The sequence below is a fragment of the Pseudarthrobacter chlorophenolicus A6 genome (assembly GCF_000022025.1).
GTDB lineage: Bacteria > Actinomycetota > Actinomycetes > Actinomycetales > Micrococcaceae > Arthrobacter > Arthrobacter chlorophenolicus.
The window spans coordinates 2,605,296-2,619,883 of record NC_011886.1 but is presented as its reverse complement, the minus strand read 5'-3'; the positions used below and the strand labels follow the sequence as shown (position 1 = coordinate 2,619,883).

The window sequence follows — 14,588 nt, the reverse complement described above, 5'->3', positions numbered from 1 at the left end:
CGGCGGCCCGTCCCGCTGGGGCAGAATGGATGCATGCCGCGCTCCAACCGTCCCCGCCGTCCCGTGTCCGGGAAGCCCGCGGCAACCGGGCGGGGAACCGGGAAAAAGGGGAACGGTGACGTCCCCGAGCTGGACCTCGAACGTGCCCGGGCAGGCATCGCCCGCCGGGAGAGTGCCCCGGACGGGGAATGGATGGTCCGCAGTATGACAGCGCGGAACGCGGCGAAGACATACATCTGCCCCGAATGTTCCACCGCAGTGCTGCCTGGAGTGGCGCACCTGGTGGTCTGGAAGGACGACCACCTGTTCGGTGCCGCCGCCGGCCTCGCCGAACGCCGCCACTGGCACACGAACTGCTGGAATTCGCGCAGCTACCGGTACCGCTGATGCGGCACTGAACGCCCGGCGCGGGGGAACCCGGGCCCGGGAAGCCGCCCGCTGTCGCTAAGCTGGCAGGCATGACTTTTGATCCGGCGTCGTACGACTTCACCCAGGCTGCTGGCCCCGTTCCCATCCGTGCCTCCACAGTGCTGCCGGCCAGGCGCGAGAACGTCGAGCTGCAGACAGCGGACGGGCACACACTGGTGGGCGAGCTGGCCCTGCCGGAAACCGGCGAAATCCGTGCCACGCTGATCACGCTGCACCCGCTTCCCACCCATGGCGGCTTCATGGACTCGCACGTCTACCGCAAGGCGTCCTACCGGCTGCCGGCGCTGGCCGGCATCGCCGTGCTGCGTTTCAACACGCGCGGCACCGGCTCCCCCCGGGGCACCAGCACGGGTGCGTTCGAGGAAGGCGTCGGTGAACGCCACGACGTGGAAGCGGCTGTCCGTTTCGCCGTCGAACGCGGCCTGCCCAACCGGTGGCTGGTGGGCTGGTCCTTCGGCACGGAACTTGCCCTGATGTACGGTGCCACCGAACCTGTCGCATCCCAGGTGGAGGGCGCTGTCCTGCTGTCCCCGCCGCTGCACCGGGCCACGGACAAGCACCTGCAGCTGTGGGCCGAATCGGGCAAGCCGCTGAAGGTCCTGGTACCTGAGCACGATGACTTCCTCCAGCCCGCAGAGGCGGCCGCCCGCTTCAGCCTGGTTCCCCAGGCGCACGTGCTGGGAGTGGATGGCGCCAAGCATCTGTGGGTGGGCGAGAAGTACGCCGCGCGGGTCCTGAACGAGATCGTGGGGCATGTATCCGCAACGGGCGGGAACGCCGCTGCGCTGCCGACGGAATGGGACGGGCCCGCGGCGACCGCCGCCTCCTGACCCGTCCCTGCATCGGGCACTCCGCGGTTGTGGGGCTAGTGCTGGTCCTGCCTGACGATATAGATCTCCTTTATCAGCAGCAGGATGGCAGCGGCGGTGGGAATGGCGATGAGGGCGCCCAGGACCCCCAGCAGGCTGCCGCCGGCGATCACGGATATGACGGCGACGGCACCGGGAACGGCCACGGCCTTCTGCATGATCCGCGGCGAGATGAAGTAGGCCTCAAACTGGAGGTAGGCGAAGTAGCAGATGGCGTAGATGGCGGCCGTCTGCCAGCCAACGGTCAGGGCGATGAGAACCACCACAACACCGGCGATCATGGCACCCACCAGCGGAATGAAGGCAAGCAATGCCACCACGAACGCGAGCAGCAGGGCGAACGGGATACCCACGATCGACATCACAATGAACGCGAAGGTGGCATTGAGCAACGCAACGCACGCCTGGCCAATCACGTAGTTGCCTACTGACTTGGTGATGGCATCCGACAACGCCTCCACCCGGTGCCGGCGGGAACGCGGAGCCAGCCGGTAACCCCATTTCTTCATCGCCGGGAGGGCAGCCAGGAAATAGAGGCTTAGAACCAGGACAATCAAAGCGCCGAACAGGCCGTTGGCCACCGTAGAACCGAATCCCACGACGCCGCCGGCGATTCCGCCCATGGCGTTGGGATCGTTGACGAACTTGTTCAGCTCATCGGCGATGCGGTCACGGACCCCGAACTGGTCATCCAGGGTGCGGAACAGGTCCGAGTTCATGAAGTCCCGGACCCACGTGGGCGCCTGCTGCACTATCTCGGTGACCTGCTGGACGATCGTGGGGATCAGCGTTGCGAAGAAGCCAACGACCGCGAGAATCAGCACGGCGACTGACATCAGGATTCCGGCCGGCCGGGGAATCTTGCGGTTCTCGAGCCACTTCACCACAGGCTCCAGGCCCAGCGCGATGAACAGCGCCGCAACGATCCACAGGAGTAACTGGGTGGTGTGGGAACCGATCCAGTAAACCAGCAGCGCCGCACCAACGCCGACGGTCCCCATGAAGCCCATGTACAGCGGATGCTGAGGGGACATCCGTGGCCCGGGAGCGCCATACTGGGGACGCGCCACGCCGTCGGGGTCCTCGATGGTCTGGTCCTGCTGGGAGTATTCCGGGGGCATCTCGAAACGGAGTCGGGGCTGTGCGCCGGGAAGCGGCTGGCGGAGGCGGCGGGCGAGGAAGCCCAGGGCTGCTGCGGCGGCACCTTTCCCGCGGGCAGTTCCGGAAGCCTGGGGGACCGCGGCCGACGGCCCAACGTCCCGTGGATCGCCTGCTGGCTGGGAGGACCCGTCCGTCTTGTCAGTCACTGGTTTTTGGCGCCTGTTCCGTGCATGGCACCGCCTGGGCGGGCCGGTGTGATGATCATCGCAAACACTATCAGCAGGCTTGTCAACACCTGCGGAGGAGCCCCGCGGCGGCGCCTTGCGCGGTGCCCCGGAAAGCCTCGAGGTGGGCCTGAACTGGGGCTCGTGGTAACAAAATGGTTACTATTGAAGCTAAACCCCGCTGATGATAGGTGTTCCCTTGCGTTTAAAGACTGCAGCCGCACTTGTGCTGCTCGGCCTCCTGACACTTTTGGCCGGTATCGGCCAGAAGACCATCTGGGCCCCTTCCGAGACCTTTACGGCGTCCGCGCCCGCCGACGCCACGGCAGCCCCGCTGACCGTCTTCGACCAGAAGCTGCGGACACTCCACGGCGGAACCGTCAAGATCGATGTCCAGGGCGACGGCAACTTCATGCTTGCCGCGGGCCGGCCCGACGACGTCGAGGCATGGGTGGGTACCGCTGCCCACAACACCATCACGGGAACATCCGAGGACGGCAAGTCCCTGCAGGTTGAACACACCGACGGCGAAGCCGCGGCACCCAATCCTGCGGGATCGGACCTTTGGGTCACCACCGAGAACGCCAGCGGTGAGCTCGAATACTCCTGGACGCCTCCGGCGGACGGCGACTGGACGTTGCTGCTGGCCGCTGATGGAACCAAGGCTGCCCCCGCGACCGTTTCGATGACCTTCCCCAACGACACCGCCACCCCCTGGGCCGTCCCGCTGATGGTCCTCGGCTCACTGCTCATCATTGGCGGGATTGTGCTCGCAGTACTTTCCGCCCGCCGGCGTGACGGCGACGGGGACGGCGAGGGCAGCGGATTCGCCCAGCGTGCCCGTGCCCGCAAGCAGGCCCGCACCTCCTCCAGGGTCACCATGGCAGCTGCCGGCGTGGCCGCCGCTGTACTGGCCGGCACGGGAACTGCGGCTACCGCCGCCACCTCGCCTGCCCCCGCGCCCACAGGCTCCGCCTCGGCGCCGGCCGCCCAGGGTGGAAACGCCGCCCCCGTCCTGCTGGACGTGCAGTTCCGCCGCATCCTGGAGCAGGTGTCCAGCGCTGCCGATGCCGGCGACGCCGCCAAGGACGCTGCCAAGCTGGCTGACCGGGTGGGAGGCACGGAGCTGGAAGTCCGTACCTCGAACTACAAGATCCGCTCCCAGGTGGGCTCGTATGAGCCCCGCATGCCGGTCCGTTCCACCAAGCTCCTGACGACGGCGGTCACCACTGACCGCGGATGGCCGCGCTCGGTCCTCGCCGTTTCCCAGGGCGACGGCAACGTGGTTCCCCAGCTGCTGACCCTCGTGCAGAAGTCCCCGCGGGAAAACTACAAGCTCATGGAGACCACGCCGCTCCAGCCGGGCACCACGTTCCCTGCCATCAGCCGCGGCGGCACCGAAACCCTGGAAGCCAAGGACAAGACCGGCCTGCTGTACACCGGGGACGAGGCTCTCTCGGGCCTGGCCGACCGGCTCAGCAATGCCAATTCGGCGTTCAAGGACAAGATTGTGGAAGGCGAGTCCTCGCCGTACATTGCCGACACCCTGTCCTACCAGGCCGAGGTGGTCAAGGCCGGCGAGAACGGAAACTTCTCCTTCACCCACAAGGTGGCACCCGAAGGCACCGTGGTGTTCCGCACCGAGGATGGCGGCGCGCTGGTGCTGGGCCGCATCAACTTCGGCTTCGAAGGAACTCCGAAGGCCGCCGGGGACAAGCTCTCCATTGGTGACGACGCCGCAGCCCTGGCCGGAGGCAAGGAAACCACCACGGGCATGGTCCTGAGCTTCGCCGAGTCTGTGGCGGTCTACGTTCCGCCGGCGGGGTCTTCCGATCCCATGAAGCTTGTGGCGGCAACCCGCGGGCTCGTGGGCGCCAGCTTCAAGTAACCCCCGCACCAAGTAGTCCCATTACTGCAGTACCACCGGCAGCGGCCGCAGTGGCTAGAGTGGGAAGCATGAGTTCGCCTGCTTCCCGTCCAGTCCCTCCGGCCGCTGCCAACCTGCTTAACCTGCGCGGCGCCGTCGATCTTTCCAGCCTGAAGCAACGCCCCGCCGCTCCGTCACCGTCAGCGGCCCCGCCGTCGCAGGATGCCCCCGCGGGCACCCCGGGGGCCAGTGGGGCCGGCGGGCCAGGTAACGGCCCCGAGCTGCGGGTAGACGTGACCGAGCAGAACTTCCAGCAGCTCGTGGAACTCTCCGCGCAGGTGCCCGTGGTCTTCGCCCTGTGGGCTCCGTACTCCCCGGAATCCGGAGCAGCCCTTGAAGTCCTGGACCGTGTGGTGGCCGGTTACGGCGGCCGGCTGGTCCTGGGCGCCGCGGACATCGAAGCGTTCCCGCAGCTTGCCCAGGCCTTCCAGGTCCAGGCCGTGCCCACCGCTGTGGCCGTCCTGAAGGGGCAGCCCGTTCCCCTCTTCCAGGGCCACGCCGAGGAAGAGCAGGTGCGCAGCCTCTTCGACGAACTGCTGAAGGTTGCCGCTGCCAACGGTGTCACCGGCAGCCTGAACGCCGGAGACGGCGGCGCACAGGAAGAAGCGCCGCTGCCGCCGCTGCACCAGGCCGCATACGACGCCATCGAATCGGGTGACTACGAGTCGGCGGCCGCGTCCTACCGCCAGGCCCTCAACGAGATGCCGTCCGATCACGAGGCCAAGGCCGGCCTCGCACAGGTTGAACTGATGGCCAGGCTCCAGGTGGTGTCCGCCCAGGACGGCGAGGCCATCCGGGCGCTCGCAGCCAACGAACCGGACAATATTGAAGCCCAGCTGGGCGTCGCGGACCTGGATGTTGCCGGAGGCCACGTTGAGGATGGGCTGAACCGCGTGGTGGCCTTCATCGGCCGGAACTTCGGCCCCGAGCGCGAGACCGCGCGGGTGCGGCTGCTGGAGCTGTTCGACGTCGTGGGTGCCTCGGACGAACGCGTAGCGAAGGCGCGCCAGGCGCTGGCGAGGGTGCTCTTCTAGTGCCGGCGCTCTTCGAGCCGCTGAAGCTGAGGTCGCTGGAGCTGCCGCACCGGGGCTGGGTATCGCCCATGTGCCAGTACAGCTGCGACCCCGACGCCGGCCCGGGAGTTCCCAACGACTGGCACCTCATGCATTTGGGCTCCTTTGCCGCCGGCGGGGCCGCGCTGATCCTCACCGAGGCGGCAGCCGTGAACCCGGAAGGCCGCATCAGCCCGCGCGACGCCGGCATCTGGAACGACGAACAGGTGCAGGCCTGGCGGCGGATCACCTCGTTCGTTCACCAGCACGGCACCGGTGGGACCAGGATCGGCGTCCAGTTGGCCCACGCCGGCCGGAAGGCCTCCACGTTCTGGCCGTTTTCCGGCCGGCGCGGATCGGTGCCCGAAGCCGAGGGCGGCTGGACCACGGTGGGCCCGTCGGCACTCGCCTTCGAGGGGTACGACACTCCGGCAGCCATGACCGGAGACCAGATCCAGGCAGTGATTGCTGACTTCGCCGCTGCTGCGGGCCGGGCTGTCGACGCCGGCTTCGACACTCTGGAGATCCACGGCGCCCACGGCTACCTGCTGCACCAGTTCCAGAGCCCGTTGAGCAACACGCGCGACGACGAATGGGGCGGCGACGAGGAAGGCCGGAACCGCCTGATGCTCGCCGTCATCGATGCCGTCCGGGCCGCCATCCCGGACTCGATGCCGCTCCTCCTGCGGATTTCCGCCAGCGATTGGGCGCCGGGCGGCATCGGCCTGCCGGAGTCTGTCCGCCTGGCGCGCCAGGCCGCAGAGCACGGCGTGGACCTGATCGACGTTTCCAGCGGGGGAGCGGTGGCCCATCAGATGATCACCGTGGGCCCGGGCTACCAGACCGGATTCGCAGCCGCCATCCGGGAGGAAGCCGGAGTGCCCACCGGCACCGTGGGACTCCTGACCTCCGCCGGGCAGGCGGAGCACGCCGTGGCCACCGGCCAGGCGGATGCGGTCCTGATTGCCAGGGCGGCGCTCCGCGATCCGCACTGGTGGCTCCGGGCGGCCTTCGAACTGGGCCATGACCTGCCCTGGGTTCCGCAGTATGAGCGCGCCATTCCGCGGCGCTCGTTCTGACCGGCATGCCGTGAACAGGCAGTCCGGGCCGAAGCCATCCGGCGCCGCCCGCTCCGGCAAGTCCGCCTCCGGCCCTTCCGGGCCCACCGGCAAGGAACTGGAGGCTGCCATCCTGGAGCTGCTGGCCGCCCGGGCAGCCACGTCCACCATCTGCCCCTCCGACGCCGCGCGCGCCGTGGGCGGCGAGCACTGGAGGGGTTTAATGGAGCCGGTCCGCCAAGCCGCCCGCCGGCTGGTCGAAGCCGGCGACGTCGAGGTCACCCAGGGCGGTTCCGTGGTGGATCCGGCCACCGCCAAGGGACCCATCCGCATCCGCAAGGTCCGCTAGGCACCTGCCCTCGAACGGCGTCGTACGCCTTTGTCGCTACTCCTCCGGGAGGACCCCAGGGGCGGCACCTGCGGGCTAGTCTGGCTTCATGACTGCTCCGCAACCGCACCCGGCGCTTCCACCCACCCCTGCCTGCCCACCCCCTGGCGGGGCCGTTCCGGCCCTGTCCATCCGGGGGCTGGCCAAGCGTTTCGGCACCAAGATCGCCGTGGACGGAATCAGCCTCGATGTTCCGGCTGGCTCCTTCTACGGCATCGTGGGGCCCAACGGTGCCGGCAAGACCACCACCCTGTCGATGGCGACGGGGCTTCTCCGCCCGGACTTCGGCACGGCCCTGGTGCATGGGGTGGATGTGTGGGCGAATCCCCTGGAGGCCAAAAGGCTGATGGGCATCCTCCCCGACGGTGTCCGGCTGTTCGACCGGCTCACCGGAGAACAGCTCATCACCTATGCCGGGCTGCTGCGCGGCATGGACCGTGAGGTGGTTGCTTCCCGGGTGGGCGAGCTGCTCGCTGCCATGGACCTTGCCCAGGACGCCGGCACGCTGGTGGTGGACTACTCGGCCGGCATGACCAAGAAGATCGCCCTTGCCTCGGCGTTGATCCACGCCCCGCGGCTCCTGGTGCTTGATGAACCCTTTGAAGCCGTGGACCCGGTCTCGGCGTCGAACATCCGCTCCATCCTGGACAGCTACGTCGCCTCGGGCGGGACGGTCATTGTCTCGAGTCATGTGATGGACCTGGTGCAGCGCATGTGCGACCACGTGGCAGTGGTGGCCGGCGGCCGGCTGCTGGCCGCCGGAACCGTTGACGAAGTCCGCGCCGGCGCCTCCCTGGAAGACCGGTTCGTCCAGCTGGTGGGCGGCCGGAGCCACACGGAAGGGCTGGAATGGTTGCGCACCTCCTAAAGCTCAAACTGACACTGCTGCGCAACGGACTCAAGCGCAGCCCCTGGCAGATCGTCGGTATCGCCTTTGGCGCCCTCTATGCCGTGGGAATCGTGGTGGCCCTGGTGGTCGCGCTGGTCATGCTGGGCCGCGAAACCCACGAGATTGCCCAGACTGCCGTGGTGCTGGGCGGATCCATCGCCATCCTTGGATGGGGGCTCATCCCGGTGGCAGCATCGTCTGCCGACATGACCCTGGACCCGCTGCGGTTCACCACCTTCGCCGTGCCCATGCGGCAGCTGCTGGCTGGGCTCGCACTGGGCGGCCTGATAGGCATCCCCGGGGTGGGCACCGCCCTGGTGGGCCTCGCCACCGTGGCAACCTGGTCAAGGGGCGTGCCCCCGGCCGGCGCCGCACTGGTGGGGGCCGTCCTGGGCATCCTGACCTGCATCATCCTGTCCAAGGTGGTGACCACAGCCACCGCGAGCCTCGCCTCGTCCCGGCGCTTCAAGGACATCAGCGGAGTGGTCTTCATGATTCCGCTGATCCTGTTGGGACCCATCGTGGCAGGCGTGGCACAAGGAATCAGTGCCTCCGCGGCGTTCCTGCCGGACTTCGCCCGTGCCCTTGCCTGGACTCCGCTTGGTGCGGCCTGGTCCCTCGGCGGGGACGTTGATGCCGGGCAGCCCGGTGCTGCCGGGCTGAAACTGCTGATTGCGGCCGCCACGCTGGCGGCCCTTACCTGGTGCTGGAAAATCCTCCTGGAGCGTGCGCTGGTCAACCCTCCCTACGCGGGCGGTGGAAGCCGGAAGGGCGGAAAGCTGGGAATGTTCGCCCTGCTGCCGCCAACACCCACCGGAGCCGTGACGGCCCGTTCGCTCACGTACTGGCTGCGGGACCCCCGCTACGGCGGATCGCTCGTTGTCATTCCGCTGCTGGCCGTAGTGCTGTTCTTCCAGGCCAGCCAGGGCGACAGCCTGGGCGTCCTCTCCGTGCTCGGCCCGCTTACGGCTTTCCTGATGGCCTGGTCCATTTCGGCTGACATTTCCTACGACAACACCGCCTTCGCCCTCCACCTGGCCACCGGGGTCCGGGGAACCGCCGACCGCCTGGGCCGGGCACTGGCGTGCCTGATCCTTTCCGTCCCGGTGGTGCTGGCCTTCACGGTGGTGCCGTTTGCCTTCACCGGGTCCTGGGAGTGGTTGCCGGGCGTGCTGGGCCTGTCACTGGGCATGCTGCTCAGCGGGCTGGGCCTGTCATCAGTGGTGTCCGCCCGGTACAACATCGCCGTTCCGCTGCCGGGCGACAGCCCGTTCAAGAAGCCACCGGGCAATGTTGGCCAGACCATGCTGGTGCAGTTCGGCGGCATGGGCATCCTGGCACTCCTGGTCATCCCGGAAGCTGCACTCCTCATCGTGCAGGGCGTCACGGGCAACCCGTTCTTTGGGTGGCTGAACCTTGGCGTGGGCCTGGCCCTGGGGCTGGTACTTTTTGTGGTGGGTGTCAGGGTTGGCGGCCGCTGGCTGGAAGCCCGCGGTCCGGAAATGCTGGCCCAGCTCACTGTGAACCGTTGATCCACTACCCCCGAAGGACGGACCTGGCGTGGAAGTTGTAATCCTTGGCGGCAGCCGTCCCATCGGGAAGCTGGCGGCTGACGCCATCGAGGAGCTGTTGCGGCGCAAACCGGACGCCGTGCTGGGGCTGGCCACCGGGTCCTCGCCCTTGCCCGTCTACGAGGAACTGGCCGCGCGCCACGCAACAGGGCTGGATTTCAGCCGGGCGTCAGGCTTCGCCCTGGATGAATATGTGGGACTCCCGGATGGGCACCCCGAGCAGTACCGGAACGTGATCCGCCGCGAATTCACCGACCGCATCAACATTGAACCCGCCAACGTCCATTCGCCGGACGGCGCCGCCACGGACATCCCGGCAGCCTGCGATGCCTATGAAGCCGCGATCGCCGCTGCCGGGGGCGTGGACCTGCAACTGCTGGGCGTTGGCACGGACGGCCACATCGGTTTCAATGAGCCCGGGTCTTCCTTCGCCTCGCGCACCCGGATCAAGAGCCTGATCGAACAGACCCGCAAGGACAACGCGCGGTTCTTCACCAGCCTGGCCGATGTTCCGCACCATGTGATCACGCAGGGCCTGGGCACCATCATGGACGCCCGGCACGTGATCCTGATCGCAACCGGGGCCCAGAAGGCACAGGCGGTACGGGACTTCGTGGAGGGCCCCGTTGCTGCTATCTGCCCGGCGTCGGTCCTGCAGTTCCACCCGCACGCCACCGTCCTGGTGGACGAGGCCGCGGCTTCGGCCCTGAAACTCGCCGATTTCTACCGGCATACCTATGACAACAAGCCCTCCTGGCAGGGCATTTAGCGGCACCTTGGGCGCGGGGACACGTCCCGGGAACGTACGACGGCGGGCCTCGCCGGGGTGCTTCCTGCCCGGGCAGCCGTACCTCGGGGCGCCGCACCGCCGTCGGACGCAGCCCTGCCGGAAAGGCTAAGATGGTTGGCATGACTAGCATGACGGACCCTCTCGAAAACGACCCGATGCGCGAGCTTTCCGGGGCTGGAACGTCCACGGCCACCATTGAGCGCGAGGAACTGCGCCAGGAGGTCGAACCGGGGGACCGGGAGCGCTTCTCGCACTACGTCCGCAAGGAAAAAATCATGGAGTCGGCGCTGAGCGGTGAGCCCGTCATCGCGCTGTGCGGCAAGGTCTGGACGCCGGGCCGGGATCCGAAGAAGTTCCCGGTGTGCCCCACGTGCAAAGAGGTCTACGAGGGCCTTCGCCCGGGCAATGACGGCGGCAAGGGTCCCGGAGGGGACTCAGGCAGCAACAAGTAGTGACGGAGACGCTCTTTGGCGGCCCCACCCTGCCCCCGGCCTATCCGGAACGCGCAGCCTGGGGAACCGCCCCGAAACTCCGTGCCTGGCAACAGGAAGCCCTTGACCTCTATGTGGCCAGAAGTCCCCGCGATTTCCTTGCGGTAGCAACCCCGGGCGCCGGTAAGACCACCTTCGCCCTGCGCATCGCCTCAACGCTCATCGATTCCGGTGCGGTCAACCGCGTGACCATCGTGGCGCCCACCGACCACCTCAAACGGCAGTGGGCTGACGCCGCCGCCAAGGTGGGCATCGCGATCGACCCCAACTTCAAGAACTCGGATGGCCAGCATGGCCGCGGATTCATCGGAGTTGCCGTCACGTACGCCCAGGTGGCCAGCAAACCGATGCTGCACCGCGCCAAGACCGAGGCCGCCCGCACCCTGGTGATCCTGGACGAGATCCACCACGGTGGCGAGGCCCTGTCCTGGGGCGACGGGCTGCGGGAGGCGTTCGACCCCGCGGTCCGCCGGCTGTCCCTGACCGGAACACCGTTCCGTTCTGACACCTCGCCCATTCCGTTCGTGGAGTACGCCGAGGACCGCGACGGCATCAGGCGCTCCAAAGCCGATTACACCTACGGCTACGGCAACGCCCTGCGCGACCACGTGGTCCGGCCCGTGATGTTCATGGCGTATTCGGGCCAGATGCGCTGGCGTACCAGTGCCGGCGAGGAGATGGCAGCGTCGCTGGGCGAGGCTGCCGTCACGAAGGACATCACCTCGCACGCCTGGCGGACAGCACTTAACCCGGCCGGCGAGTGGATCCCCGCCGTCCTGGCCGGGGCGGACAGGCGGCTGAGCGAGGTGCGCCGCACGGTGCCCGACGCCGGCGGCCTGGTGATCGCCACTGACCACGAGGACGCGCGGGCCTATGCCGGCCAGCTGAAGCGGATCACGGGGGAGTCGCCCACAGTGATCCTCTCCGACGACGCCAAGGCCTCGAGCAAGATCGAAGAGTTTACCGCGAGCGATAAGCGGTGGATGGTGGCTGTCCGGATGGTGTCCGAAGGCGTTGACGTGCCGCGGCTGTCCGTTGGTGTGTACGCAACGTCCACGTCCACGCCGCTGTTCTTCGCCCAGGCTGTGGGGCGTTTTGTGCGTGCACGCAAGCGCGGCGAAACTGCCTCGGTGTTCCTGCCGTCCGTCCCCACGCTGATGGCGCTGGCCAACTCCATGGAGATGGAGCGGGACCACGCCCTGGACCGGCCGGAGAAGGAAGACGGCGACGGCCTGTTCAACCCCGAGGACTCGCTCATGGCGGAGGCCAACCGTGAGGACAAAGCGTCCGACAGCCTCACCAAGGGCAAGTTCGAGGCACTGGACTCACAGGCGTCCTTTGACAGGGTCCTGTTCGACGGCGGCGAGTTCGGCACCGGCGGCGAGGTAGGGTCCGACGACGAGATGGACTTCCTGGGCATCCCGGGGCTCCTGGACGCCGAGCAGGTGGGCACGCTGCTGCGGCAGCGCCAGCATGAGCAGCTGAACCGGAAAAACCGCAAGGGGCCGGCAGCGTCAGAAACCGTTATTCCCGCCGTCCCGGACCACAGGATGCTGATGGACCTGCGGAACGAGCTGGCGAAAAACGTGGCTGCGTGGGCGGCCCGGACCGGCACTCCGCACGGAATGGTGCACACGAAGCTGCGCACCGTCTGTGGCGGTCCGGCGGTGGCCCAGGCCAACGAGGAGCAGCTGCAGGCACGGCTGCGGAAGCTTCAGGACTGGTTCGTCGGCCGCAAGTAGCTGATGGGCCTACAGGAATGGCCGGGCCTTGAGGCCCGGCCATTCCTGTATGTTCCAGCTCTCAGGCGATGTCCACGCCGCCGAGTTCCATCTCCGCGACGGTCTCTTCCAGGTCCTCGGCAATGCCTGCCGTCAGGGAGCGGACCACGGTGACTGAATACCCCGCCTGGACGGCGTCGAGTGACGTGGCCCGCACGCAGTAGTCGGTGGCGATCCCCACCACCACAACGTCTTCAACGTCATGGCTCTGCAGCCAGTCGTCAAGGCCGACGGCGTCTCCGTCCTCCTCAAGGGCGTCCGCATTTGACCCGGCCTGCCGCTCCCCGGTGGGGACGGCGTCCTCGGGTGCCAGCAGCCCTTCGAAGCCCGAGTACGCGGCAGCGTACTGGCCCTTCCGGAAATACGCCTCGATGTATTCGGTGTCCAGGTCCGGATGGAGCTCCGCGCCGCGGGTTCCGGCCACGCAGTGCGCCGGCCAGCTGTCCTTGAAATCAGGGTTTTCGGAAAAGTGGCTGCCCGGATCGATGTGCCAGTCCTGGGTGGCGACAATATGGTCGAATTCGTTGTGGTGGGCGTCGACGTATTCGCTGATGGCGCCGGCCACGGCAGCGCCGCCGTCAACGGCAAGCGACCCGCCCTCGCAGAAGTCGTTCTGGACGTCGACAATAATCAGTGCGCGTGACATCGGTCTTCCTCAGTTGTCTTCGTAGATGGTGGGGATTGCTGCCTCGCCGCGCTGCAGCCGGTTGACCACCGGCGGCAGTTCGGCCATGGAATCGGCGTGCCGCCGGGCCGCCCGCACCACTCCTTCGTGCCCGGTCCAGCCGGGCAGGAGCTCGCCGTTCTTCATGAACTGCTGCAGCAGGGGGCGGTCGTTTCCGTCGTCTTCTGGCCGGTGGCCCACGCCGACCACCTCGGCCGTTGCGGCTCCGCGGCTGTCGAGCTTGCGCAGTGCATATTTGCGCCCGCCCACGCTGGCCTTGTTCTTGGCGGCCTTGGCCACGGAGACGAACTCGCCGTCGTCTCCGGTGCGGCTGACCAGCTTGTAGACCATGCTGGCGGTGGGAGCGCCGGAACCGGTGACCAGGGACGTGCCCACCCCGTAGGCGTCCACCGGAGCGGACTGCAGGGCGGCGATGGCGTACTCATCGAGATCGGACGTGACCATGATTTTGGTGTCCTCGTTGCCGAGGTCGTCCAGGAGCCGGCGGACCCACTGGGCCTGGGCCACGAGGTCGCCCGAATCCAGCCGGACCGCACCCAGCCGGGGACCCGCAATGTCCACGGCCGTGCGGACGGCCTGTTCGACGTCGTACGTGTCCACCAGGAGGGAGGTGCCCTCGCCCAGGGAAGCGATCTGCGCCTCGAAGGCTTCGCGTTCGGTGTCATGCAGCAGCGTGAAGGAGTGCGCGGCGGTGCCCACCGTCCGGATGCCGTACCGGATGCCCGCCTCGAGGTTGGAGGTGCTGCCGAAGCCGGCGATCACGGCCGCACGGGCCGCCGAAGCAGCCGCTTCCTCGTGCGTGCGCCGCGACCCCATCTCGACACAGGGGCGTCCGCCGGCGGCACTGACCATGCGCGACGCAGCGGAAGCGATGGCGCTGTCATGGTTGAGTACGGACAGGACGTACGTCTCAAGCATGCAGGCTTCGGCGAACGTGCCCTCGACGATCAGGATGGGGGAGCTGGGGAAGTAGGCCTCACCCTCCGCGTAGCCCCAGATGTCGCCGGAGAACCGGTAGGACGCCAGGTACTCCAGCGTGGTGTCATCCACCACGTTGGTGCGGGCCAGGAAATCCAGCTCGGCCTCACCGAAGCGGAAATTGGCAATGCCCTCCAGCAGCCGGCCGGTGCCTGCCACGATGCCGTACCGGCGGCCGTCCGGGAGCCGCCGGGCAAAAGCCTCGAACACCGATTTGCGGTGGGCCGCGCCGGAATGGAGCGAAGCCTGCAGCATGGTCAGCTCGTAGTGGTCTGTATAGAAGGACGTGCGGGGATGGTCCCAGCCGGCAGAGGTACTCACGAAAATCACTCTATCGGGGAGCCCCATAGAATGG

At 67.7% G+C, this 14,588-nt stretch carries 14 protein-coding genes; 11 read left to right on the top strand and 3 right to left on the bottom strand.

The annotated features are described in order from the left end of the window. Positions 1-33: 33 nt before the first annotated feature. On the top strand, positions 34-387 hold the full coding sequence (locus ACHL_RS11780; RefSeq protein WP_015937510.1) for a hypothetical protein: 354 nt from the start codon (positions 34-36) through the stop codon (positions 385-387). Between the two features lie 71 nt (positions 388-458). Continuing rightward, on the top strand, positions 459-1,259 hold the full coding sequence (locus ACHL_RS11775; RefSeq protein WP_015937509.1) for an alpha/beta hydrolase: 801 nt from the start codon (positions 459-461) through the stop codon (positions 1,257-1,259). Positions 1,260-1,294: 35 nt separating this feature from the next. Here the strand turns inward: ACHL_RS11775 and ACHL_RS11770 are convergent, their stop codons facing one another. Next, a complete protein-coding gene (locus ACHL_RS11770) occupies positions 1,295-2,605 on the bottom strand; it encodes an AI-2E family transporter (protein WP_015937508.1) in 1,311 nt (436 codons plus the stop codon). Between the two features lie 202 nt (positions 2,606-2,807). Between ACHL_RS11770 and ACHL_RS11765 the strand changes: the two genes are divergently transcribed. The 9 genes from ACHL_RS11765 to ACHL_RS11725 all read left to right on the top strand — a co-directional run bounded on the left by ACHL_RS11765 (position 2,808) and on the right by ACHL_RS11725 (position 12,531). After that, on the top strand, positions 2,808-4,511 hold the full coding sequence (locus ACHL_RS11765; RefSeq protein WP_015937507.1) for a hypothetical protein: 1,704 nt from the start codon (positions 2,808-2,810) through the stop codon (positions 4,509-4,511). A 68-nt stretch (positions 4,512-4,579) separates the two neighbouring features. Further along, the gene (locus ACHL_RS11760; protein ID WP_015937506.1) at positions 4,580-5,584 is read left to right on the top strand and encodes a tetratricopeptide repeat protein; all 1,005 of its coding nucleotides are present in this window, start codon (positions 4,580-4,582) and stop codon (positions 5,582-5,584) included. Continuing rightward, on the top strand, positions 5,584-6,681 hold the full coding sequence (locus ACHL_RS11755; protein ID WP_015937505.1) for an NADH:flavin oxidoreductase/NADH oxidase: 1,098 nt from the start codon (positions 5,584-5,586) through the stop codon (positions 6,679-6,681). The genes ACHL_RS11760 and ACHL_RS11755 overlap by 1 nt, the downstream gene beginning before the upstream one ends. Before the next feature lie 10 nt (positions 6,682-6,691). After that, positions 6,692-7,009, top strand: coding sequence for a DUF3253 domain-containing protein (locus ACHL_RS23385; protein ID WP_244266461.1), 318 nt, complete (start codon positions 6,692-6,694; stop codon positions 7,007-7,009). Positions 7,010-7,097: 88 nt separating this feature from the next. Further along, on the top strand, positions 7,098-7,916 hold the full coding sequence (locus tag ACHL_RS11745) for an ABC transporter ATP-binding protein (RefSeq protein ID WP_015937503.1): 819 nt from the start codon (positions 7,098-7,100) through the stop codon (positions 7,914-7,916). Beyond that, on the top strand, positions 7,898-9,469 hold the full coding sequence (locus ACHL_RS11740) for a hypothetical protein (protein WP_015937502.1): 1,572 nt from the start codon (positions 7,898-7,900) through the stop codon (positions 9,467-9,469). The genes ACHL_RS11745 and ACHL_RS11740 overlap by 19 nt, the downstream gene beginning before the upstream one ends. Positions 9,470-9,497: 28 nt before the next feature. Further along, positions 9,498-10,277: a glucosamine-6-phosphate deaminase gene (gene nagB / locus ACHL_RS11735; protein ID WP_015937501.1), complete on the top strand. Its 780-nt coding sequence runs from the start codon at positions 9,498-9,500 to the stop codon at positions 10,275-10,277. Between the two features lie 131 nt (positions 10,278-10,408). Then, positions 10,409-10,750: a DUF3039 domain-containing protein gene (locus ACHL_RS11730; protein ID WP_015937500.1), complete on the top strand. Its 342-nt coding sequence runs from the start codon at positions 10,409-10,411 to the stop codon at positions 10,748-10,750. Beyond that, a complete protein-coding gene (locus tag ACHL_RS11725; RefSeq protein WP_015937499.1) occupies positions 10,750-12,531 on the top strand; it encodes a DEAD/DEAH box helicase in 1,782 nt (593 codons plus the stop codon). The genes ACHL_RS11730 and ACHL_RS11725 overlap by 1 nt, the downstream gene beginning before the upstream one ends. A 61-nt stretch (positions 12,532-12,592) precedes the next feature. On the opposite strand, the gene ACHL_RS11720 is transcribed toward ACHL_RS11725, so the two are convergent. Continuing rightward, entirely contained in the window at positions 12,593-13,216 is a 624-nt protein-coding gene (locus ACHL_RS11720; protein WP_015937498.1) for an isochorismatase family protein, read from the bottom strand. Between the two features lie 9 nt (positions 13,217-13,225). Then, positions 13,226-14,554 (bottom strand): nicotinate phosphoribosyltransferase, encoded by a 1,329-nt coding sequence (locus ACHL_RS11715; protein ID WP_015937497.1) that lies wholly within the window; start codon positions 14,552-14,554, stop codon positions 13,226-13,228. Positions 14,555-14,588 lie beyond the last annotated feature (34 nt).